Annotated in this window: 21 protein-coding genes and 3 pseudogenes; 17 read left to right on the top strand and 7 right to left on the bottom strand. The window is 69.3% G+C overall.

Annotation, left to right across the window (positions count from 1 at the left end; genetic code table 11):
* Positions 1 to 162: 162 nt before the first annotated feature.
* Positions 163 to 729, bottom strand: a complete 567-nt coding sequence (gene efp, locus LRS10_RS01245; RefSeq protein ID WP_257835667.1) for an elongation factor P — start codon at positions 727 to 729, stop codon at positions 163 to 165.
* 90 nt (positions 730 to 819) lie between these two features.
* On the opposite strand from efp, the pseudogene epmA reads away from it, so the two are divergent.
* The 4 genes and pseudogenes from epmA to LRS10_RS01225 all read left to right on the top strand — a co-directional run bounded on the left by epmA (position 820) and on the right by LRS10_RS01225 (position 4,757).
* A pseudogene (gene epmA, locus LRS10_RS01240) lies at positions 820 to 1,837 on the top strand (EF-P lysine aminoacylase EpmA).
* Between the two features lie 28 nt (positions 1,838 to 1,865).
* Entirely contained in the window at positions 1,866 to 2,891 is a 1,026-nt protein-coding gene (locus LRS10_RS01235) for a lysine-2,3-aminomutase-like protein (RefSeq protein WP_257835666.1), read from the top strand.
* Between the two features lie 103 nt (positions 2,892 to 2,994).
* Positions 2,995 to 4,440, top strand: coding sequence for a murein L,D-transpeptidase (locus LRS10_RS01230; protein ID WP_257835665.1), 1,446 nt, complete (start codon positions 2,995 to 2,997; stop codon positions 4,438 to 4,440).
* A gap of 23 nt (positions 4,441 to 4,463) precedes the next feature.
* The gene (locus tag LRS10_RS01225) at positions 4,464 to 4,757 is read left to right on the top strand and encodes a hypothetical protein (protein ID WP_257835663.1); all 294 of its coding nucleotides are present in this window, start codon (positions 4,464 to 4,466) and stop codon (positions 4,755 to 4,757) included.
* A gap of 4 nt (positions 4,758 to 4,761) precedes the next feature.
* Here the strand turns inward: LRS10_RS01225 and LRS10_RS01220 are convergent, their stop codons facing one another.
* Entirely contained in the window at positions 4,762 to 5,316 is a 555-nt protein-coding gene (locus LRS10_RS01220) for a DUF882 domain-containing protein (protein WP_257835662.1), read from the bottom strand.
* Between the two features lie 178 nt (positions 5,317 to 5,494).
* On the opposite strand from LRS10_RS01220, the gene LRS10_RS01215 reads away from it, so the two are divergent.
* The 3 genes from LRS10_RS01215 (at position 5,495) to LRS10_RS01205 (ending at position 8,504) form a co-directional block, all read left to right on the top strand.
* Positions 5,495 to 6,478: a zinc-binding dehydrogenase gene (locus LRS10_RS01215; protein ID WP_257835661.1), complete on the top strand. Its 984-nt coding sequence runs from the start codon at positions 5,495 to 5,497 to the stop codon at positions 6,476 to 6,478.
* On the top strand, positions 6,475 to 7,503 hold the full coding sequence (locus LRS10_RS01210; RefSeq protein WP_257835660.1) for a Gfo/Idh/MocA family protein: 1,029 nt from the start codon (positions 6,475 to 6,477) through the stop codon (positions 7,501 to 7,503). The genes LRS10_RS01215 and LRS10_RS01210 overlap by 4 nt, the downstream gene beginning before the upstream one ends.
* 71 nt (positions 7,504 to 7,574) lie before the next feature.
* Positions 7,575 to 8,504, top strand: coding sequence for an oxygenase MpaB family protein (locus LRS10_RS01205; protein ID WP_257835659.1), 930 nt, complete (start codon positions 7,575 to 7,577; stop codon positions 8,502 to 8,504).
* On the opposite strand, the gene LRS10_RS01200 is transcribed toward LRS10_RS01205, so the two are convergent.
* The 3 genes from LRS10_RS01200 to LRS10_RS01190 are packed head-to-tail and all read right to left on the bottom strand — an operon-like array spanning position 8,505 to position 9,796.
* On the bottom strand, positions 8,505 to 8,936 hold the full coding sequence (locus LRS10_RS01200; protein WP_257835658.1) for a group III truncated hemoglobin: 432 nt from the start codon (positions 8,934 to 8,936) through the stop codon (positions 8,505 to 8,507).
* 54 nt (positions 8,937 to 8,990) lie between these two features.
* Positions 8,991 to 9,173: a CsbD family protein gene (locus LRS10_RS01195; protein WP_257835657.1), complete on the bottom strand. Its 183-nt coding sequence runs from the start codon at positions 9,171 to 9,173 to the stop codon at positions 8,991 to 8,993.
* Positions 9,174 to 9,232: 59 nt separating this feature from the next.
* Complete coding sequence (locus LRS10_RS01190; protein ID WP_257835656.1) at positions 9,233 to 9,796, bottom strand: TetR/AcrR family transcriptional regulator; 564 nt, start codon at positions 9,794 to 9,796, stop codon at positions 9,233 to 9,235.
* A 127-nt stretch (positions 9,797 to 9,923) separates the two neighbouring features.
* Between LRS10_RS01190 and LRS10_RS01185 the strand changes: the two genes are divergently transcribed.
* The gene (locus tag LRS10_RS01185; protein ID WP_257835655.1) at positions 9,924 to 10,292 is read left to right on the top strand and encodes a hypothetical protein; all 369 of its coding nucleotides are present in this window, start codon (positions 9,924 to 9,926) and stop codon (positions 10,290 to 10,292) included.
* A gap of 25 nt (positions 10,293 to 10,317) precedes the next feature.
* Here the strand turns inward: LRS10_RS01185 and LRS10_RS01180 are convergent, their stop codons facing one another.
* Positions 10,318 to 12,720: a PAS domain-containing sensor histidine kinase gene (locus tag LRS10_RS01180; protein WP_257835654.1), complete on the bottom strand. Its 2,403-nt coding sequence runs from the start codon at positions 12,718 to 12,720 to the stop codon at positions 10,318 to 10,320.
* Positions 12,721 to 13,010: 290 nt separating this feature from the next.
* On the opposite strand from LRS10_RS01180, the pseudogene ettA reads away from it, so the two are divergent.
* A pseudogene (gene ettA, locus LRS10_RS01175) lies at positions 13,011 to 14,679 on the top strand (energy-dependent translational throttle protein EttA).
* A gap of 710 nt (positions 14,680 to 15,389) precedes the next feature.
* Here the strand turns inward: ettA and LRS10_RS01170 are convergent.
* The gene (locus LRS10_RS01170; protein WP_257835653.1) at positions 15,390 to 15,554 is read right to left on the bottom strand and encodes a hypothetical protein; all 165 of its coding nucleotides are present in this window, start codon (positions 15,552 to 15,554) and stop codon (positions 15,390 to 15,392) included.
* Positions 15,555 to 15,592: 38 nt separating this feature from the next.
* Between LRS10_RS01170 and LRS10_RS24800 the strand changes: the two are divergent.
* From LRS10_RS24800 to LRS10_RS01135, 8 genes and pseudogenes are all read left to right on the top strand, one after another.
* Positions 15,593 to 15,733 (top strand): annotated as a pseudogene (locus LRS10_RS24800) (hypothetical protein); the annotation flags it as partial.
* Between the two features lie 15 nt (positions 15,734 to 15,748).
* Entirely contained in the window at positions 15,749 to 16,408 is a 660-nt protein-coding gene (locus tag LRS10_RS01165; RefSeq protein WP_257835652.1) for a calcium-binding protein, read from the top strand.
* On the top strand, positions 16,401 to 17,000 hold the full coding sequence (locus tag LRS10_RS01160) for a type 1 glutamine amidotransferase domain-containing protein (RefSeq protein WP_257835651.1): 600 nt from the start codon (positions 16,401 to 16,403) through the stop codon (positions 16,998 to 17,000). Before LRS10_RS01165 ends, LRS10_RS01160 begins: the two co-directional genes overlap by 8 nt.
* 66 nt (positions 17,001 to 17,066) lie before the next feature.
* Entirely contained in the window at positions 17,067 to 17,471 is a 405-nt protein-coding gene (locus tag LRS10_RS01155) for a DUF3597 domain-containing protein (RefSeq protein ID WP_257835650.1), read from the top strand.
* A gap of 57 nt (positions 17,472 to 17,528) precedes the next feature.
* Positions 17,529 to 18,458 carry a 2-hydroxyacid dehydrogenase gene (locus LRS10_RS01150; protein WP_257835649.1) on the top strand — a complete coding sequence of 310 codons (930 nt, stop codon included), beginning with the start codon at positions 17,529 to 17,531 and terminating at the stop codon, positions 18,456 to 18,458.
* Between the two features lie 43 nt (positions 18,459 to 18,501).
* Entirely contained in the window at positions 18,502 to 19,473 is a 972-nt protein-coding gene (locus LRS10_RS01145) for a metalloregulator ArsR/SmtB family transcription factor (protein ID WP_257835648.1), read from the top strand.
* Positions 19,470 to 20,402 carry a methylenetetrahydrofolate reductase [NAD(P)H] gene (gene metF, locus LRS10_RS01140; RefSeq protein WP_257835647.1) on the top strand — a complete coding sequence of 311 codons (933 nt, stop codon included), beginning with the start codon at positions 19,470 to 19,472 and terminating at the stop codon, positions 20,400 to 20,402. The genes LRS10_RS01145 and metF overlap by 4 nt, the downstream gene beginning before the upstream one ends.
* Positions 20,399 to 21,460 (top strand): homocysteine S-methyltransferase family protein, encoded by a 1,062-nt coding sequence (locus LRS10_RS01135; RefSeq protein ID WP_257835646.1) that lies wholly within the window; start codon positions 20,399 to 20,401, stop codon positions 21,458 to 21,460. Before metF ends, LRS10_RS01135 begins: the two co-directional genes overlap by 4 nt.
* The last annotated feature ends 42 nt before the right edge of the window (positions 21,461 to 21,502 follow it).

The following is a 21,502-nucleotide window of genomic DNA, read 5'->3' as shown; positions in this document are numbered from 1 at the left end:
GAAGGCCCCCAGAGTACTCTGGAGACCGTTGTAGCGTGGCGCAGCTGCGGCGCCAGCCGGCAGCACGAAGAAGGGCCGCCCGGATGTCTCCGGTGCGGCCCCTCGTCCGTCACCCTTCGGGTGACACCTACTCCCGCAAGGGCGAAAGGATGTTCGAGGATCTCAGTCCTTCGCGCGTTCCTGGTAGGAGCCGTCTTCCGTGAGGACGACGATCTTGGTGCCCGGACCGATGTAGGGAGGGATCATGGTGCGCAGGCCGTTCGAGAGGACGGCGGGCTTGTAGGACGACGACGCCGTCTGGCCCTTCACCGAAGGCTCGGTCTCGACCACCGCGAAGATCGCGGTGCGGGGCAGTTCAATGGCGATCGGCACGCCCTCGTGGGTCGAGAGCTGAACCTTGCAGCCGTCGGTCAGGTAGTATTTGGAGTCGCCGATCATTTCGGCCGAGGCGACGACCTGGTCGTAGGTCTCGGGGTTCATGAAGTGATACCCCTCGCCGTCCTCGTAGAGGAAGGTGTAGTCGCGGTCGTCGACGGTGGCGCGCTCGACGGTCTCTGTCGTGCGGTAGCGCTCCGACACCTTCACGCCGTCGGAGATGCGGCGCATGTTCAGCTGGGTGACGGGCGTACCCTTGCCGGGATGGATGTTCTCGGCGCTGAGCACGACATAGAGCTTGCCTTCGAGATCGACGACATTGCCCTTGCGGAGGGAGCTGGCGGAAACCTTCAAGTTCGGTCCTCGAGGATGCTTTGCGAGTTCTTTGGCGGGCTCGTATAGCGATTGCGCCCGATTTCGCCAGTCCTAGAGCGTCGCAGCCCCTTGTCCGTCAAAGAGACTTCCCCCTGGTGGGCGCCCCGAGCGCCACGCCGACCGCCGGCCGTTCCTGACCGGCCGGGGTGCGATCACGCGGGCCTTCCGGGCATGGTTCGAGGGCCAGGGGTTCGCCGAGGTGGAGACCGCCGCGCTGCAGGTCTCGCCCGGCAACGAAGCGCACCTGCACGCCTTCGCCACCGAGGCGCTGACGACGGCGGGCGAGGCGCGGGCGCTTTACCTGCACACCTCGCCGGAGTTCGCCTGCAAGAGCCTGCTGGCGGCGGGCGAGCGACGCATCTTCAGCCTGGGCAAGGTCTGGCGCAACCGGGAGCGCGGGCCGCTGCACCATCCCGAGTTCACGATGCTGGAGTGGTATCGGGCGGGCGAAGCCTATGAGACCATCATGGCCGACTGCGCGGCGCTGATGCGGCTGGCGGCGCAGGCGGTGGGCGCCGAGGTGCTGACCTGGCGCGGCGGGACCTGCGATGCGTTCGCCGAGCCCGAGCGACTGACGGTGGCCGAGGCGTTCGAGCGGTACGCCGGCCTGGACCTGTTTGGCGACCTGGCGGCCCAGGCGCGGGGCGCAGGGATGCGGGTCGCCGAGGACGACGTCTGGGCCGACGTGTTCTCGAAGATCATCGTCGAGAAGGTGGAGCCGAGGCTGGGCTTCGGGCGGCCGACGATCCTGTACGAATACCCGGTGAGCGAGGCGGCGCTGGCCCGGAAGAAGGCGGGCGACCCGCGGGTGGCCGAGCGGTTCGAGCTGTATGCCTGCGGGGTGGAGCTCGCGAACTGCTTCGGCGAACTGACCGACGCCGCCGAGCAGCGCGTGCGGTTCGAGGCTGAGATGGCCGAGAAGAGCCGCGTGTACGGCGAGCGGTATCCCATCGATGAGGACTTCCTGGCGGCTCTCGCGCTGATGCCGGAGGCGAGCGGGGGGGCCCTGGGCTTCGACCGCCTGGTGATGCTGGCCACCGGCGCGCGGCGGATCGAGGACGTGCTCTGGACGCCGGTCGCCCCGTAGCGCGGAATAGTGTAAGGGCGCGGCCGCCATGACCCGCCCGCTGCGCACAGCTGAAGACCTGGTGGCCGCCGGCCTCGCGCCGGCCGAGGCCCTGCCCGAGCTCGCGCGCGTCGCGGAGCGCTATGCGGTGGCGATCACGCCGCCGATGGCGGAGCTGTCGCAGACCTGCGAGGGTGTGGCGCGGCAGTTCGTGGCGACCGCGGCGGAGCTGGAGACGACGCCGGACGAGCGCGCCGATCCGATCGGCGACGCCGCCCATTCCCCGGTGGACGGGATCGTCCACCGCTATGCCGACCGTGTGCTGCTGAAGGCCAACCATGCCTGCGCGGTCTACTGCCGGTTCTGCTTCCGCCGGGAGATGGTGGGGCCTGACGGGGTGCGGCCCCTGAGCCTGGAGCAGCTGGATGCGGCGATGGCCTACGTCGCCAGCGACCCGGCGATCTGGGAGGTGATCGTCACCGGCGGCGACCCGCTGATCCTGTCACCCCGGCGGCTGCGCGACATCGGCGGGCGGCTGGCGCGGATCGACAACGTGAAGGTCGTGCGCTTCCACACCCGTCTGCCGGCCGTGGATCCCGCCAGGGTGACCGACGAACTGGTCGAGGCGCTGAAGGCGTCGGGCAAGACGGTTTGGGTGGCGCTGCACGCCAACCATCCGGACGAGCTGACGCCCGAGGCGCGGGCCGCCTGCGCGCGGATCGTGGATGCCGGTGTGCCGATGATCAGCCAGACCGTTCTGCTGAAGGGCGTGAACGACGAGCCGACGGTGCTGGAGGCGCTGATGCGCGGCTTCGTCGAAGCGCGGATCAAGCCCTACTACCTGCACCACGGGGACCTGGCGCCCGGCACGGCGCACTTCCGGACCACGATCGACGAGGGTCGGGCGGTGATGCGTGACCTGCGCGGCCGGCTGTCGGGCCTGGCGCAGCCGACCTATGTGCTGGACATCCCAGGCGGGCACGGCAAGGCGCCGATCGGCCCCAACTATGTGCACGGAAAGCACATCGAAGATCCTGCGGGCGTCCACCACGCGTATCCCCCGGCGCAGGACTGATATCCGTCAATCCGCCGTTCAGCGAGGTTGCGGCAAAGACGGGGAATCGAAATGCCATTTCACGCGTTTGAGCGTGTGAGACGGCGTCAGGGGAAGACTTTCAATGCGTTGGGCTTGGATTGCGGCGGTTCCGGCGGTGCTGGCGAACGCCGTGGCTGTGGCGCAGGAGCCGCCGGTGGTGAGCCCGCCCGCACCCTCAGCCCAGGCGGCCGCCCCGACGGCGACGCAACTGAGCGCCGCACAGCTGGAGACGGCGCTGAAGGCGCTGCGCACCGCCGACCTGCACGGTCTCCGGCCCAAGGACTATCTGCCCGCCGACGAAGCCGATGCGGCAGCGGTGACCCAGGGCCTGCTGCGGTATGCCCGGGACGTGAAGGTCGGCCGCCTGGCCCTTGGCGACTTCCCGGAGCTGTGGGCCGTACGGCCGCCGCCGTACGACCCCGCCCCGGAACTCGCGAAGGCCGTGGCCGAGGACCGGCTGCAGCCTTGGCTGGACGGGCTCGCGCCGCGCTATGCCGGCTATGTGGCGCTGAAGCGCGGCCTGGTGCGCTATCGCGAGATCGCGACCGCGGGCGGCTGGGAAACCATTCCCCCGGGCGCGGCTATGGGTTTTGGCTCGACGGACCCTCGGGTGCCGGCGCTGCGCAAGCGGCTGGCGGTGGAGGATCCGCAGGCGGAGGCGACCGGTTCGCCGACCTTCGACAAGGCGCTGCAGGACGCCGTCGTCCGGGCCCAGAAGCGCTATGGCCTGAAGCCCGACGGCGTCGTCGGCAACGGCACGCTGGCCTATCTGAACCAGCCGGTCGGTCAGCGCGTGCTTCAGATCATCGCCAACATGGAGCGCTGGCGCTGGCTGCCGGCGACCATGCCCTCGACGCGGGTGCAGGTGAATTCGGGCGCGGCGATCGTGACCCTGTTCCGGGACGACAAGCCGGTGCTGTCGATGAAGGCGGTGTCTGGCAAGCCCGGCGACGAGACGCCGATGCTGATGTCGGCGATCCATTCGGTGGTCATCAATCCGCCCTGGAACGTGCCGTCACGCATCGCCCGGGAAGAGCTGTGGCCGAAGGAGCGGGCGCGTCCCGGCTACCTGGCCAGCCACAACTACCGGATCATCCCGGTGGAAGGCGGCGAGCCGCGGCTTCAGCAGAAGTCGGGCGACAGCAGCGCGCTCGGCCGGTTCAAGTTCGACTTCGACAACCCGTTCGCCGTCTATCTGCACGACACGCCATCGAAGGGCGGCTTCGACCTCTATGCCCGCCAGGCGAGCCACGGCTGTGTGCGGATCGAGAAGCCGCGCGCGCTGGCGGAGGCGCTGCTGGCGGCGGACCCAGCCTGGGCCTACAGCGCTGCGTTCGACACCGCCCTGGGCGACGGTTCGAAGACCCAGCGCGTTAAGCTGCCCGAGCAGGTGCCGGTGATGATCCTCTATTGGACCGCGTTCGCGGGCGCGGATGGGCTGATGCACTTCCGCGGCGACCCGTATAATTGGGACCGGCTCCTGCTGACCAAGGTCGGCGTGGTGGGGCAGGCGCAGGCGAAGGCTTAGGGCCGAAGGCTCAAGAGGGACCGATGCTCAAGAAGGTGCTGTGGATCGCGCTGGCCTGCGCTGTGCTGCTGGCGGCGCTGGCGATCAGCCGCAGCGTGAACCTGACCTCGAACGCGCCCAAAGAGCCGGCGCCGGTTCAGGCGCCCGCCGCGGAGGACGCCGCCGAGCCGACCGCGGCGGCGGAGCCCGCGCCGCAGCCCACGGCCCCGATCGTCAAGACGCCGGAAGAGCTGCAGGTGGAAGAGGATGCGGCCGCAGTGGGCCTGACGACGGTGGAGCCCGAGCCGGAAGCGCCGGCCCAGACGCCGCCGAACTAGCGGCTCAGGACCCCTGCCACTGGCGTACGCGGCCGGTGTCAACATGGACGAAGTCGGAGACCGGATAGTAGCCGACGCCGCCCGCGCCGACAGCCAGCGCCGCCTTGTGGAGGCGGGCGAGCTCGATCCCCTGCACGCGGACGTCCACCGCCTTGCCCTGGGTATGCTGGCTGGTGGAGGCCACGCCCTTGCTCTTGGCATGCAGCATGGCGTTGGTCTTGGGCGACCGATAGCCGGAGATGATCTGGAACGGCGCACGAGTCTCGAGCTTGTCGGAGATGGCGTGCAGCGCGTCGAACAGGCCCGGATCCATGAAGTGCTCGTCGCCGGTGCGCCAGTCGCGCAGCACCTTTTGGGCCTCGGCGAGCGCGTCGGGCAGGTAGCGCCCGTTCTCGAAATAGACGTCGTTGAAGGCGTCGCCCGTGTGCAGGTTCTTCAGCGCGGCGCGGCGCGGCGCCGTCGCCGGTAGCGCCTGGGCCCAGGTGGGCAGCACGAAGGCGGAGAGGCCAAACGCCCCGGCGAGTCCCAGGGCCTCTCGGCGTCGGACGAGGGTGGGCATACGAACTTGCCTCCAGGCCGGCGAACGGGTGCGCCGATGATGGCGGCTGGAGCCTTAGCGTCAACCTAACAAGCGTCGCGGTGCGACGAGAGGTCGCCAATGGCCGAGGTCCGACCGGAACCAAGGTCAACCCCTGCTGTTCTGCTCCTCGGGAACGCCAGTTGGTTTGCGAGGGGTGATGGACGGCTCTCAAGCTGTTTCGACGACGATGCGCGCCGCCGTGCTCTCGGGGCCCGGCGAGATGCGGCTCGAACGCGCGGCGCTGCCGCAGCCCGGCCCCGGCCAGGTGCGGGTGCGCCTGGAGGGCTGCGGGGTCTGCGCCTCGAACCTGACGCCGTGGGAAGGGCCGGAGTGGATGACCTTCCCGACGGAGCCCGGCGGGCTGGGGCACGAGGGCTGGGGCGTCGTGGACGCCGTGGGGGAAGGGGTGACGGATCTCGCCGCCGGCGACCGTGTGGCGGCGCTCTCGTACAAATCCTATGCGGAATATGACGTCGCCGACGCGTCGGCCTGTGTGAAGCTGCCGGCGGAGCTGGACGGCAAGCCGTTCCCGGGCGAGCCGCTGGGCTGCGCCATGAACATCTTCCGCCGCGCCGACGTGCAGGCTGGCCAGACTGTGGCCATCGTCGGCATCGGCTTCCTCGGCGCCATCCTGACCCGGCTGGCGACGGACGCCGGCGCGCGGGTGATCGCCATCTCGCGGCGGCCGTTCTCGCTCGACGTGGCCCGGCAGTTCGGCGCGGCCGAGGTCGTGCCGATGGACGACCACCGGACGATCATCGAGAGGGTGCGCGAGCTGACCGGGGGTCGGTTCTGCGAACGTGTGATCGAAGCGGTCGGCAAGCAATGGCCGCTGGACCTGGCCGCCGAGCTCTGCGCCGAGCGCGGCAAGCTGATCATCGCGGGCTATCACCAGGACGGCCCACGGAAGGTGAACATGCAGCTCTGGAACTGGCGCGGCCTGGACGTGATCAACGCCCACGAGCGCGACCCGGCCGTCTATGCGCAGGGCCTGCGCGAGGCGGTGGAGGCGGTGGCCTCGGGCCGCCTCGATCCGTCCTCCCTCTACACCCACAGCTACCCTCTGGAGGACCTGGGCCAGGCGCTGGACGCGACGCGGGACCGGCCGGATGGTTTCCTGAAAGCGCTGGTGACCTTGTGAGCGAGCTCCTCGAGACGCTGCGGCTCAAGCCCGCCGCGACCACGCGGCCGCGGATCGGCTTCCTGGGCGTGGGCTGGATCGGCCGTCACCGGATGCAGGCGATGGCCGACACCGGCCTGATCGAGGTGGCGGCGATCGCCGACCCTTCGGCCGAGATGACGCAGGAGGCCGCAAAGATCGCGCCCGGAGCGCAGGTCGTCGGCGATCTGGACGGGCTGCTGGCCGTGGAGGTCGACGGGTTGGTGATCGCCACGCCCAGCGCGATGCACGCGGCGCAGGCGATCCAGGCCCTCGATGCGGGCGTGGCGGTGTTCTGCCAGAAGCCGCTGGGCCGCACGGCGGAGGAGGCGGCCTGCGTGGTCGCCGCCGCGCGCCAGGCCGACCGGCTGCTGGGCGTCGACTTCTCGTACCGGTTCACGGAAGGGATGCGGCGGATCCGCGAAATCTTGAGGGCTGGCGAGATCGGCCGGGTGTTCGCCGCCGACCTCGTCTTCCACAACGCCTACGGACCGGACAAGCCGTGGTTCTACGACCCTGAGCTGTCAGGCGGCGGCTGCGTGATGGACCTCGGCGTCCACCTGGTGGACCTGGCGCTTTGGGCGCTGGACTTCCCCGAGGTGGAGGACGTGCGGGCCGACCTCTACGCCGGCGCCGCGCCGCTGGCCGGACGGACCGACACCGTCGAAGATTATGCCGAGTGCCGGCTGCGGCTGGCGGGCGGCGCTGTGGTGCGGCTGGCGTGTTCGTGGCGGCTGCAGGCCGGGACCGACGCCATCATCCAGGCCGGCTTCTACGGCACGGACGGCGGGACGGCGCTGAAGAATTGCGACGGCTCGTTCTACGACTTCACCGCCGATCGCTACCGCGGCACCACGCGCGAAAGCCTGGCCGAGCCGCCGGACGCCTGGGGCGGCCGCGCGGCGGCGGACTGGGCGCGGCGGATGGCCGAGGGGCAGCGCTACGACCCGGCGGCCGAGCGGCTGGTGGACGTGGCTCGTGTGCTGGACCGCATCTACGGGCGCTGAAGGGCGCACGCCTGACTGAACGTCAATCTGCGAGCGGTGTAGGATGGGCGCATGTCACGTGAGCTGCCCCCATGACCGAAATCGCCTCATACATGGGCTGGAAGGTCGACTTCGCTTCGCCGAAGGGCGCTGCGGCCTATCTCGAACCCGACTCCATCTCCTGGCGAGTGTTCAAGAACCCGATCGCGCTGGGCGTCGGCGGGGTGGCGGCGGTTCTGCTGGAGTTCGCGGAGCCGCGGATCCGTTCGGGTGTGTGGGACCACTCCACCTACAAGGCCGATCCCATCGGCCGCTCGCGCCGCACCGGCATGGCGGCGATGGTCGGGGTCTATGGCCCGCAGGCGGCGGCCCGGCGGGTGATCCAGGGCGTCACCAACATGCACGCCCAGGTGAGCGGCGAGACGCCGGGCGGGCGGGCCTACAGGGCGCTGGACCCCGAGCTGCTGGACTGGGTGCACGCCACCGCCGGCTTCGGCTTCGTCAACGCCTATCACCGTTTCGTGGCGCCGCTGACGCCCGCAGAGTTCGACGCCTTCTACCGCGAGGGTGAGCCGATCGCCCGGCTATACGGCGTGCAGACGCCTCTGACCTCGTCGGCCCACTTCATCGCCATGATGGAGAGCCTGGCGCCGGGCTTCGAGCCCCACCCCATCGTCGGCGAATTCCTGGACATCATCTGCTCGGGCAAGGCCGCGCCCGGCGTGCCGAAGCTGTTCCACCGCGCCCTGGCCAAGGCCTCGGTCTCGCTCCTGCCCCAGGAGGTCCGCCAGGTCCTGCAACTCGGACCGGAGTGGGACCTGAGGGCCACCGACCGGGTCGCCCTGAAACTCGCCGGGCGGCTGGCCGAGCGGGTGGTGGATCCGAGTTCGCCGCCCTGTCAGGCCAGCGCGCGGCTTGGGCTGCCGCGCGACCTTCTGTACCGCAGCCGTGCCGAACAGCAGCGGCTGGTGGCCGCCTGGCGCGCCCGGCAGGCGCCGACGGAGGCGATGGCGGCGGAATAGCTAACGGGCGAGGGGCGGAATCTCGCCGCGGCTGACCGCAAGGCCCAGCTTTAGGCTCTCGCCGATCATCTCGGCCTTGGCCATAAAGAGGTCCGCAGCTTCGGGGCGGCAGACCTTGCGGGCGGTGTCGGCCCACAGGGCGAGCCAGCGAGGGAAGTGCTCGGGCTCGACGCCGGGGGTACGGGCGTGCGCGGCCATCGGCGAGCCCTTGAACCGGCCGGTGACCAGCAGCACAGAGGACCAGAAGTCGCAGAGCTTGGCGAGATGCTCATCCCAGTCGTGGATGGCGGCGTTGAAGATTGGGCCCAGCACCTCGTCCTCGCGGACCCGCGCGTAGAATGTGTGCACCTGGGTGCGGATCACCGCCTCGGTGACGCCCGCGGCGACGCCGGGACCGATCCGGGGGCCGCGAGGATGTTCGACTGCGTTCATGCCCCCCGGAGATAGCGCCGAATGCGTCGGCGCCAACTCCGGGCGGCTACGGAGCTAGTGCTTGAGCACGTCGCGGGCGGCTTCCTTGAGGTTGCCGACGCCCTTCTGGACCTTGCCTTCGACGCGATCGGCCTTGCCTTCGGCTTCCAGACGCTCGTCGCCGGTAGCGCGGCCGGTGGCTTCCTTGACGGCGCCCTTCATGTCCTTGCCGGCGCCTTTCATTTCATCGCGGTGCATATCGTTCTCCTCAGTTGGCGTGCCGAGACAATCAAATGAGGAGCCGATTGTTCCGCCCGTCAGGGCGGAGACGCGCGTTCGGTCCGGTCGAGCAGGGCCTCGAACGCGGCCTGGGCCGAACGACGGGCGTCTGCGTCGCCCATGATGCGCCGAGCGTCGAGGTGGCCAAGGGCGAAGCTCTTCATCTGGAAGTAGGCGGTCTGGGCCTCCACGTCGGACAGCGGCGGCTCGCGCAGCTGCTGGAACTGGCGCAGCAGCGTCTTCTTCCATTGCTGGAGGCGCCTCTGCAGAAGGTCGCGGACGGGACCCGGCTGGTCGTCGAGCTCGACGCTGAAGGCCATGATCGGGCAGCCGCCCTGGGCCCATTTCTTGTCTTCCCAGTCCATCCAGAGGTCGAAGATGCGGGAGAGGCGTTCGCGGGCGGTGGGCAGGTGCTCGGCGGGGCGCCAGACGAACTCCGTGAACAGCAGGGTCACGTAGTCGACGATCTCGAGCTCCATCGCCTCCTTCGAGTCGAAGTGCTTGAACAGCCCGCTCTTGGAGAGGCCCACCGCCTCGGCCACGTCGGCGAGGCTGACCGCCGCGAGGCCCCGCAGGGAGGCTTGCCGAGCAGCCTCCTCCACGATCCGGATCCTCGTCGCTTCACCTTTGCGCATACGGCCAAGCCTCCCGCTTGACAGAAAGTGACCGATCGTGCTCTTTCTGAGCTAGCGACCGGTCGTGCTCTTTTCTAGTGGAAGGATCACGAAGATGCAAAGTTTCAGGACTGTTGGGGCGATCGCGGCAGCCGTGCTGGTCACCGGGATGGCTGCGCCTGGGGCTGCCTCCGCCCAACCCCCGCTGGCGGGTGAGTTCAGCGGGCAGGCCACGCTGGCGTCGCCGGCTCAGGCGCCGCCCGAGGCGACCATCAACGGCGTCGCCTGGCGCTGTGAAGGCGACCAATGCTCGGGCTACGCCGCTCGGCGCGCCGGTGTCGACGGGCTCGTGAAGGAGTGCAAGCGGGTGGCCGCCGTCGTGGGACCGGTCTCCAGCTACAAGAGCCGCGGCCGTGAGCTGACCGCCGGCCAGGTGCGGGCCTGCAACCGCGGGGCCATTACGATCCAAACCGCCCGCAACTAGCGGCCGGAAGGGTCAAGATCGGACCTCAGGCGTCCCGCCGGGCTCGACGGCTGCGCGCCGCGTCAAGGTCCACCAGCTTGCCGTCGGCGTCCTTCTGCGCGGGATCCCCTCCGCGTCGTCCCCCGCCACCCTCGGGCGGGCCGAGAAGGGCGCCGATGGCGCGGCTGAGCTCCGCCAGCCGATAGGGCTTGCGAAGGATCGGGAATTCGCCGCTGAGACCCTCGGCGGCCTGGCTGTAGCCGGTGGCCAGCAGCACGGGCAGTTGCGGCCGCGCCTCGCGAATCTGGCGGGCAAGGCCCAGGCCGTCGATTTCGCCGGCCATGACGATGTCGCTGAACACCAGGTCCGGCGGTTCTGCCTCCCCGAGCATCGCAAGCGCCTTCGCGGCCGAACTGGCGAGGCGAACCTCGTGCCCCAGCTGTTCCAGCATCGCGGCGGCCACTTCCGCGACTTCGGGATTATCCTCGACGAGGAGAATCCTGGCGCTGGCGGCGACATGCTCCGGCTCGTCCTGCGGGAGGCTCTCGGCGGATCCGCCGCTCCGGGGAAGGTAGAGCGTGAAGCGCGTGCCGCGCCCGAGCTGGCTGTCCACTTCCACCCGACCGCCGCTCTGCTCGGCGAAGCCGTAGACCTGGGAGAGGCCGAGGCCGGTGCCCTTGCTCACCTCCTTGGTGGTGAAGAACGGGTCGAAGATGCGGGGCAGGATGTCGGCTGGGATGCCGGTGCCGTTGTCCTCAACCGTCACCGCCACGAACTCGCCTCTCAGGGCGTCATCGCGGCGATCAAGGGTGGCGTTGGCGGCGCGGATCGAGAGCGCGCCGCCGGTCGACATGGCGTCGCGAGCGTTGACGGCCAGGTTGAGGAGGGCGAGTTCCAGTTCACTGGGGTCGACCTTCACCGGCCAGAGGTCGTCCGGCAGGGCAAGGTCCAGGCTGATGGAGGCCGGCAGGCTGGTGGCGATCAGCGCCCTCAGATCCTCGAGCCGTTCGGCCAGGGAGATCGACATCGGCTGCAGCCGCTGGCGGCGCGAGAACGCCAGGAGGTGGCGGGTGAGATCCTCGCCCCGCTTGGCGGAGGCCTCGATGGCGTCGAGCGCCCGCAAGGCGCGGGCGTCGTCCGCCACTCTTTTGCGCAGCAACTGGGCCTGGCCGGCGACGACCATCAGCAGGTTGTTGAAGTCGTGGGCGACGCCGCCTGTGAGCTTGCCGAGGGCCTCCATCTTCTGGGCCTGCGCGAGCTGCTCGTGCGCCCGCTGCAGCTCGAGCTGCGCGGTGCGCTTCTCGGTGATGTCGCGGGTGATCTTGGCGAATCCCAGCAAGGCCCCGTCCTCGTCGCGAATCGCATCGATGACGACGCTGGCCCAGAACAGGCTGCCGTCCTTGCGCACCCGCCAGCCCTCGGCCTCGTAGCGGCCCTGTTCCGTGGCCGCCTGGAGGGCCCGGGCGGGCACCCCGGCGGCCCGGTCGCCCTCGGTGTAGAAGCGGCTGAAATGCTGGCCGACGATGTCTTCGGCGCGGTAGCCCTTGATCTTGGCCGCGCCGGCGTTCCAGTTGGCGACCACCCCGTTGGGGTCGAGCATGTAGAGCGCGTAGTCCACGACGCCCGCCACCAGCAGGCGGAACTGCCGCTCGCTGTCGGCCAGCGCATCCTCGGCGGCCTTCCGCTCGCTGATGTCGCGGGTGATCTTAGCGAAGCCGATGAGCTGCCCATCGTCGTCGTGCACCGCGTCGATGACCACGAGGGCCCAGAAGCGGCTCCCGTCCTTGCGCATCCGCCAGCCCTCGGCCTCGAAGCGGCCTTCACGGCTGGCGGTGGCGAGCGCCCGGGCCGGCAGTCCGGCGCGGCGGTCCTCGGGCGTGTAGAACCGGCTGAAGTGCGAGCCCACCACCTCGTCGGCGCGGTACCCCTTGATGCGTTCGGCGCCGGCGTTCCAGTTGGTCACCGTGCCGTTCACGTCGAGCATGAAGATGGCGTAGTCGACGACGCTCTCCACCAGCAGGCGGAACCGCCGCTCGCTCTGCATGAGGTCGTCGCGCGCCGTCCGCTCGGCGGTCATGTCGCGGGTGATCTCCGCGTAGCCGGTCAGTGCGCCCGCCTCGTCGCGGACGGCGTGGAGCGCGCCCTCGGACCAGAACGGCGCCCCGTCTTTCCGCACACGCCAGCCCTGGGTCCTGACGCTGCCGTGGGCCGCCGCCTCCCGGAGGAGGTTGCGGAACGCGCCCGCCTTGCGGTCCTCAGGCGTGAAGAAGCACTCGGCGCGTTGGCCCAGGATCTCGGACGCCGTAAAGCCGATCGCGCGCTCGGCCCCCTTGTTCCAGCTTGCGACGCGGCCCTCGGCGTCGAGCCTGTACACCGCATACTCGATGAGCGCGTCGAGAAGATGATCGGAGGTCTGCGGCGGGATTCCGGACTTGGTCACGATGGCCATGGCCCACTTAACCCTGACGCCTGATCGAGGCGAGCGGCATCGCCCAACGGTTGAGCGGGAAGATGCCCCACGGCCCCGGCCGCCACGAGCGGCGGACATGGATTGTCCTGATGGGCGCGCACCCGCCTCGTCCCCCCTGACGAACCGTCGACCAAACCGCCACAACGCGCGCGCGTGAGACCGGTTCCGACATCCTGCGGCCGCCGCGCCGACGTTGCGCCCGGAGGCCCGGACCGCTATCTGCACCGGCGGATTTCCCCGACATACCAAAGCGAGAGCGCGGACGCCCCATGGCGCAGCAGTACATCTTCCAGATGCAGGGCCTGACCAAGGCCTATCCCGGCGGCAAGAAGGTGTTCGAGAACATCTGGCTGTCGTTCTACGCCGACGCCAAGATCGGCGTCGTGGGCGTCAACGGCTCGGGCAAGTCGACCCTGCTGAAGATCATGGCCGGGATCGACAAGGAGTTCTCGGGCGAGGCCAAGGCGGCCGACGGCGTGAAGATGGGCTACCTCGAGCAGGAGCCCCAGCTGGACGAGCAGCTGAACGTCTGGGGCAATGTGATCTCGTGGTGCGAAGAGAAGAAGATCTTCGACCGCTACAACGAGGTCGCCACCCTGATGGGCGAGGACTACTCGGACGAGCTGATGGAGGAGATGACCGCCCTCCAGGAGAAGCTGGACGCCGGGGACCTGTGGGACATCGACAGCCGCATCGAGATGGCGATGGACGCCCTGCGCTGTCCGCCGAACGACTGGCCGGTCGACAAGCTGTCGGGCGGCGAGAAGCGCCGCGTCGCGCTGGCCCGCCTGCTGCTGAGCAAGCCCGACATGCTGCTGCTGGACGAGCCGACCAACCACCTCGACGCCGAGAGCGTCGCCTGGCTGCAGCACCACCTGGAAGCCTTCCCGGGCTGCGTGATCCTGGTGACCCACGACCGCTACTTCCTGGATCAGGTGACGAAGTGGACGCTGGAGCTCGATCGGGGCAAGGGCATCCCCTACGAGGGCAACTACTCCGGCTGGCTGGAGCAGAAGACCAAGCGCATCGTGCAGGAGCAGTCCGAGAGCGAGGCCCGCCAGCGCGCCATGACCCGCGAACTGGAGTGGGTGCGCTCGGGCGCCAAGGCCCGCCAGGCGAAGTCCAAGGCTCGCCTGGCGCGCTACGAGGAGATGGTGCTGGAGCAGGAGAATTCCCGCCAGGCCCAGACCTTCGCGGCCATCCAGATCCCGCCGGGCCCCCGCCTGGGCAATGTGGTGCTGGAGGCCGAGAATCTGTCGAAGGCCTACGGCGACAAGGTGCTGTTCAAGGATCTGTCGTTCAAGCTGCCGCCGAACGGCATCGTCGGCGTCATCGGCCCCAACGGGCGCCGGCAAGTCGACGCTGTTCAAGATCATCACCGGCCAGGAGCAGCCCGACAGCGGGACTTTCCGCCTCGGCGAGACGGTGAAGCTGTCTTACGTCGACCAGAGCCGCGACGCGCTCGATCCGAACAAGACCATCTGGCAGGAGATCTCGGGCGGCCTCGACGTCCTGGCGGTGGGCAAGCGCGAGATCAACACCCGCAGCTACGTGGGCTCTTTCAACTTCCGCGGCGGCGACCAGCAGAAGAAGGTCGGCCTGCTGTCGGGCGGTGAGCGCAACCGGGTGCACCTGGCCAAGACGCTGACCGAGGGCGGCAACGTCATCCTGCTGGACGAACCGACCAACGACCTCGACATCGAGACGCTGCAGAACCTGGAAGAGGCGCTCGAGGAGTTCGCCGGCTGCGCCGTGGTCATCAGCCACGACCGCTGGTTCCTCGACCGGCTGGCCACCCATATCCTGGCGTTCGAGGGCGACAGCCACGTTGAGTGGTTCGAGGGCAACTTCGAAGCCTACGAAGAGGACAAGAAGCGCCGGCTCGGCGCCGACAGCCTGATCCCGCACCGGATCAAGTTCCAGAAGTTCGCCCGGTAAGGGGCCAAGCTCTGCCATAAGGCTGGCCGTGGGACGGCCGCTCCGCTATGCCTCACAACCTAGAGTGTTGTGCGGAGTTGCGGCGTGGCGACGACGACGGTGACGACGGGCGGCCTGATCTTGGGGCCGGGCGAAGTTCGACAGTACCTGAACGAAAATGGCTTCATCATCGAACTGACCCCCGGCGCGACCGCGAACGTGCTGACCATCGGCGGCTCAGTCAGCGTCTCGAACTCGGCGGGCTCCGCCGAGACTCAGATCGCGGGCATCGCCGTCAGCTTCTTCAGTTCGGCCCCGGCGAACGCCGTCGTAACCGTGGAGGGGTCCGGGCTGCTGAGGGTGACGTCCACGCGGCCGGAAGCCCATTTTGGAGCGGCGACCGGCTTTCACGGCAGCTCGAAGGCCATCGACTTCGTCAATCGCGGCTCGGTTATCGTCGAAGCCACGGGGCCCGCGATGGGTGCGTTCAGCTCTGCGTCGGAAGGATGGAGCTTCCTGAACGCGGGGCAGTTCAGCGTCACCTCCAGCGGCGGGGCCGCCATCGGCGTCCAGTCAAACGGCGCAGCCTTCCGAAACGAGGGCATGCTGTTGGTGTCTGGCAAGACGGACGCATGGGCAGTCCATCTCGTCGACCAGGTCGGGCTGACCTTCCACAACTCGGGCGTTATTCGAGCCATTGCTTCCGATCCGGCACGTGAGAGCCTCGGCGTCTATTGGGGCTCGCCCCGGGCCAGCAGCGCCTTCATCAACGCCGGCGTGATCGATGCCGAGATCGCGCTGCAGGTGAACAGCGCCAGTGAGCCCGAGACCTTCACGAACGCCGGAACTATGATCGGCAAGGTGATGATGGGGAACGCGGCGTCGCGCCTCGTCAACTCGGGGTCGATCCAGGGCGACGTGACCCTCGCGGAAGGTGACGACCGGTACGAAGGCGAGCTGGGAACCGTCACGGGGCTCGTCGACGGCGGCGGGGGCAACGACAGCCTCGTCGGCGGCGGCGGCGCGGGAGCGGCTCTCCGGAGGGGCCGGGGCCGACACGCTTGCCGGTGGGGGCGGCGGCGACACCCTGATGGGCGGCGCCGGGGCAGATTCGATCAGCGGCGGTGCGGGGCTGAACTTCCTCCGGGGCGAAGACGGCAACGACTCCATGGTCGGCGGCGACGCCTTCGACGACATGCACGGCAACTGGGGCGAGGACACCCTGCGGGGCGGGCTTGCCGGAGACTGGGTGGTCGGGGGGCAAGGCAACGACATGCTGTACGGCGAAGCCGACGGCGACGTGGTCTACGGCAATCTTGGCGACGACACCTGTGAGGGCGGCGACGGCAACGATTGGGTCCGCGGGGGCCAGGGCAACGACAGCATCTCGGCGGGTGAGGGCGACGACTTCGTCGCGGGCGACCGGGGTGCGGACACGATCATCGGCGGCTTAGGCGCCGACACCTTCCACACCTTTTCCGGCGCGGGGATCGACCGGATCCTCGACTTCAACGCGGCCGAGGGCGATCGGGTGAACGTGCTGGCGGGCACGGCGTACACGCTCCGCCAGGAGGGGGCGACGCCATCGTCGACATGGGCAATGGCGATCAGGTTGTGCTGGTGGGCGTGCAGCTTTCGTCGCTCCCAGCCGGCTGGATCTTCACCAGCTAGAACCGGAACACCGGCGCCTCCCGTGGGTTGTTCGGGCGGAAATCCGACAATTCCCGAAGAGGAGGCCAGTGATGGCTGAAGGACGTCTGCAAGGACGCAAGGTGGCGGTGCTCGCCACGGACGGCTTCGAACAGGTGGAGCTGACCAAGCCCGTCGAGGCGCTTAAAGCGGCTGGGGCGGAGGTGCATGTGGTCTCGCCCAAGGGCGGCCAGATCCAGGGCTACAACCATCACGACAAGGGCGACCAGGTCCCGGTCGACCGCGACCTCGGGCACGCCAACGCATCGGACTACGACGGACTGGTGCTGCCGGGCGGAGTCATCAATCCGGACCAACTGCGGCTGGAGGATGAGGCCATCGACTTCATCCGCGACTTCGTCCGCTCCGAGAAGCCGATCGCCGCCATCTGCCACGGACCGTGGACGCTGATCGACGCCGGCGGCGTGGACGGCAAGACGATGACGTCCTGGCCGTCGCTGAAGAACGACCTCCGCAACGCCGGCGCCGAATGGGTCGACCAGGAGGTGGTCGTCGACGGCGGCCTCGTGACCTCGCGCAATCCGGACGATCTGCCGGCGTTCTGCGCCAGGATGGTCGAGGAGTTCGCCGAAGGACGCCACCGCGGCGGCCATGCCGAGGCGCAGACGGGCGAGACGCGCTCGAGCATCTGACGCACGTGGCCGGGAACCATGCGCGGCCAAGCCGGGTTCGCTGAACCCGGACAATGGAGGCCGCGCATGGGCATCTTCTCAGCCATCAAGGACAAGATCTTCGGTCACAAGCGCGCAGCGCCGGGTCAGGCGCAGGCGCCTGCGGCGCAGGCCCCGGCGGCCGTCGGGGCTTCGACGCCCGCCGCGGCGACCAGCAGTGCGTCGGAGCCTGCGGTCGACGTCGAGGCGGTGCTGGCCAGTATGGCCGAGATGCAGGACGGCGGGGGCGGCAACTGGCGCACCTCGATCGTCGACCTGCTGAAACTGCTGCACATGGATTCCAGCCTGCAGGCCCGGAAGGAGCTGGCGGACGAACTGGGCGTCCGCGCGGGCGAACACGGCAGCGCCGAGCAGAACATCGCCCTCCACAAGGCGGTGATGAAGAAGCTGGCCGAGAACGGCGGCCAAGTGCCGTCCAGCTTCTACACCTGACGCTAGGCGCAACCCGCCGGCTCTGGCATCTGGTCTCCCGCTTGCAGGGAGATGGGTATGTCCGAGCCGGTGGTGATGCTTTCGCACGAGATGCTGGCGCCGGTGCGGCAGCCGCTGGAGGCGGCGGGCTTCCGCGTGGCCGCGCGCTGGACGCTCTCCGAGGCCGATCGCGCCAATGTGCGGGTTATCGTGCACGCCGGCGAGATCCCGCTGACGCCCGAGTTCCTCGAGACGCTGCCGAGCCTCGGCCTGATCGCCTGCGTGAGCGTCGGCTACGACGGCGTCGACGTTGCCTGGTGCCGCGCGAATGGCATCGAGGTGACGCACGCGAAGGGGCTGAACGCCGACGACGTGGCGGACCATGCCATCGGCCTGATCCTGGCGTCGTGGCGGAGCATCGTGGCCGGCGATCGGGTGGTGCGCGAGGGCGGCTGGCGCAACGATGACCGGATGAGGCCTCGGCCCGGCCTCAAGGACCGCAAGCTGGGCGTCATGGGCCTGGGCGCCATCGGCGAGGCAGTGGCGGTGCGCGCCGAGGCGTTCGGCATGCAGGTTTCATGGTGGGGGCCCAATCCCAAGGCGGTGCGCTGGCCGCAGGCCGAGAGCTTGCTTGCGCTCGCGGCCGACAGCGACATCCTGGTCGTGGCCTGTCGGGCCGATGCGTCCAACCGCAAGGCGGTTTCGCGGGATGTCATCGAGGCGGTCGGACCACGGGGGCTGATCGTGAATGTGGCGCGCGGGTCCGTTGTCGACGAGGATGCGCTGATCGCGGCGCTGAAGGACGGCCGGCTGGGGCGGGCCGCTTTAGACGTCTTCGAGGACGAGCCGACGCCCGCGGCGCGCTGGGCCGACGTTCCCAACACGGTTCTGACCCCGCATACGGCCGGCGGCACGGTGGACTCCATTCCGCGCATGGTGGCGCAAGCGGTGGAGAACGTGCGACTGTTCCTGGCGGGGGAGCCTGTGGCCAGCCCCGTCGCCGCCTGAACCGGCCTTGACTTAAAGACATAAAGATATCTTTATATGGGCCATGAAGCTTTCGGCGGCCCAGGCTGTTGACGTGCTCCGCGCGGCGGGTGAGCCGACGCGTCTGCGCATCCTCGCCTTGCTCGCGCGCGAGGAACTGGCCGTTCTCGAGCTGTGCCGCGTGCTCGATCAAAGCCAGCCGCGTGTCTCCCGTCACCTGAAGCTGCTGGCCGAGGCGGGCCTGGTGGAGCGCTTCCCCGATGGGGCCTGGGTGTTCTACCGGTTGGTTCAGGAAGGTCACGCCGGTGAGTTGGCGGCGGATATCCTGGCCCGTGTCGACCTAGCCGATCCGGGGCTGATGCGCGACGCCGAGCGGCTGATCGCCGTTCAGGCCGAGCGGGCCGCGGACGCGGGAGAGTATTTCGCGCGCAACGCGGCCCGCTGGGACGAAATCCGCTCGCTGTACGTGGCCGAGGCCGATGTCGAAGCCGCCGTGCTGAAGGCCGTCGGGAAGGGCCCGTTCCGCCGTCTGGTGGACCTCGGCTCCGGCACCGGCCGGATGCTCACCCTGCTGGCGCCCCGGGCCGAGCAGGCGCTGGGCCTCGACCTTTCACAGCAGATGCTGAACATCGCCCGGACCCAGGTGGCCGAGGCCGGGCTGGAGCGGTGCGAGCTGCGTCACGGCGACATCTTCGGCACCCGGCTGCCGGACGAGAGCGCAGATCTCGTGGTGGTGCACCAGGTGCTGCACTACCTGGGCGACCCGGCCGCGGCCGTGAAGGAGGCCGGGCGGATCACCGCAGCCGGTGGCCGGCTGGTGATCGTCGATTTCGCCCCGCACGGGCTGGAGTTCCTGCGCGAGCAGCACCAGCATCGCCGACTGGGCTTCTCGGACGCCGAGATGAGCCGCTGGCTGGGCGAGGCCGGCCTGGATCGGGTGGCCGTGGAGACCTTGCCGCCTGTTCGCGAACAGGGACTGACCGTGAAGATCTGGACCGCCGAGCGCGCGCGCCAGCCGCAGAGGACCGCCGCATGAGCCCCGCGAATTCTGCCTTGGGACCCGTGGCCCGCGCCGGCGTGGGCGGCGCGCCGCGCCCGAACGTTTCCTTCGAGTTCTCGCCGCCGAAAACGCCTGAGGCGGAGGAGAAGCTGTGGGAGGCGATCCGCCGCCTGGAGCCGCTGAACCCGTCGTTCGTTTCGGTGACCTACGGCGCCGGCGGCTCGACGCGGGACCGCACGCACCGGACCGTGCTGCGGATGCTCTCGGAGACGACGCTGAAGCCCGCCGCGCACCTGACCTGCGTCGAGGCCAGCCGCGCCGAGGTGGACGAGGTGATCCGCGACTATTGGGCGTCCGGCATCCGCCACATCGTGGCCCTGCGCGGCGACCCGCCGGGGCAGATCGGAGGGGCCTATACGCCGCGCGCCGACGGCTACCGCAACGCCACCGAACTGACGGCCGGCATCCGCGCCGTCGGCGACTTCGAGGTCAGCGTCGGCCTTTATCCGCAGGTGCACCCCGAGAGCGTCGGGATCGACCACGACATCGATGTGCTGAAGGCCAAGGTCGACGCCGGCGCGACGCGGGCGATCACCCAGTTCTTCTTCGACGTGGACGGCTTCCTGCGGTTCATGGATCGGGTGCGGAAGGCGGGCGTGACCATCCCGATCTCGCCCGGGATCATGCCGGTGACCAACTATACCGGTCTCAAGAAGATGGCCGGGCCGATCGGCATCGAGCTGCCGACGTGGCTAGGCAACCTGTTCGAGGGCCTGGACAAGGACCCGGAAACCCGCCGGCTGATCGCGGCGTCGGTCTCCAGCGAGATGTGCGCGAGGCTGGCGGAAGAGGGCTTCGGCGACTTCCACTTCTACACGCTCAACCGCGCCGACCTGACCTATGCGATCTGCCGGATCCTGGGCGTGCGCGACACCGGACCCGAGCCCAAGGAGGCCGCGGCATGACGAGGCAGGAACGGATCGCGGCCCTGAAGGCCGCCGCCAAGCAACGCGTGCTGATCCTCGACGGATCTTGGGGCGTGATGATCCAGAAGCGCGGCCTGGCCGAGGCCGATTATCGCGGCGACCGCTTCAAGGACGCGGCGGGCGAGCTGCGCGGCAACAACGACCTGCTGTGCATCACCCGGCCCGACATCATCGCGGAGCTGCACGACGCCTACTATGCGGCCGGCGCCGACATCTCGGAGACCAACACGTTCTCGGCCACGTCGATCGGCCAGGCCGAATACGCCTGTGAGGCGGCGGTGTGGGACATCAACTTCGAAGGCGCCAAGCTGGCGCGGGCCTCGGCCGACGCCTGGACGGCGAAGGAGCCGCATAAGCCGCGGTTCGTGGCGGGCTCCATCGGGCCGCTGCCGGTCATGCTGTCGATGAGCTCGGACGTGAACGACCCCGGCGCGCGCAAGGTCACCTTCGAGCAGGTCTACGAGGCCTATTCCGAGCAGGTGCGGGCGCTGCACGAGGGCGGGGTCGACCTGTTCCTGGTGGAGACCATCACCGACACCCTGAACTGCAAGGCCGCGATCAAGGCGATCATGGACCTGGAGGACCAGGGCTACGAGCCACTGCCGATCTGGATCTCGGGCACCATCACCGACCGCTCGGGGCGGACGCTGTCGGGTCAGACGGTCGAGGCGTTCTGGAATTCGGTGCGGCATGCGAAGCCGTTCGCGGTGGGCCTGAACTGCGCCCTGGGCGCGGAGCTGATGCGGCCGCACATCGCCGAGCTGGCCCGGATCGCCGATACGCTGGTCAGCGCCTATCCGAACGCCGGCCTGCCGAACGCCATGGGCGAGTACGACGAGCAGCCGCACGAGACGGGCCACATGCTGCATGAGTGGGCCGAGCACGGGCTGGTCAACATCCTGGGCGGCTGCTGCGGCACGACGCCCGAACACATCAAGCACGTCGCCGACGCCGTGAAGGGCGTGACCCCGCGGCAGATCCCGGAGCGCCCGACCGCGATGCGGCTGGCGGGGCTGGAGCCCTTCGAGCTCGTCTGATGAGCCAGACGTTCGAACAGCTGGACGAGGCGCTGATCGGCT

The organism is Phenylobacterium sp. J426, assembly GCF_024699945.1.
Classification (GTDB): Bacteria; Pseudomonadota; Alphaproteobacteria; order Caulobacterales; family Caulobacteraceae; genus Phenylobacterium.
The sequence above is the reverse complement of the archived record's forward strand: the minus strand, read 5'-3'. Positions and strand labels throughout refer to the sequence as shown.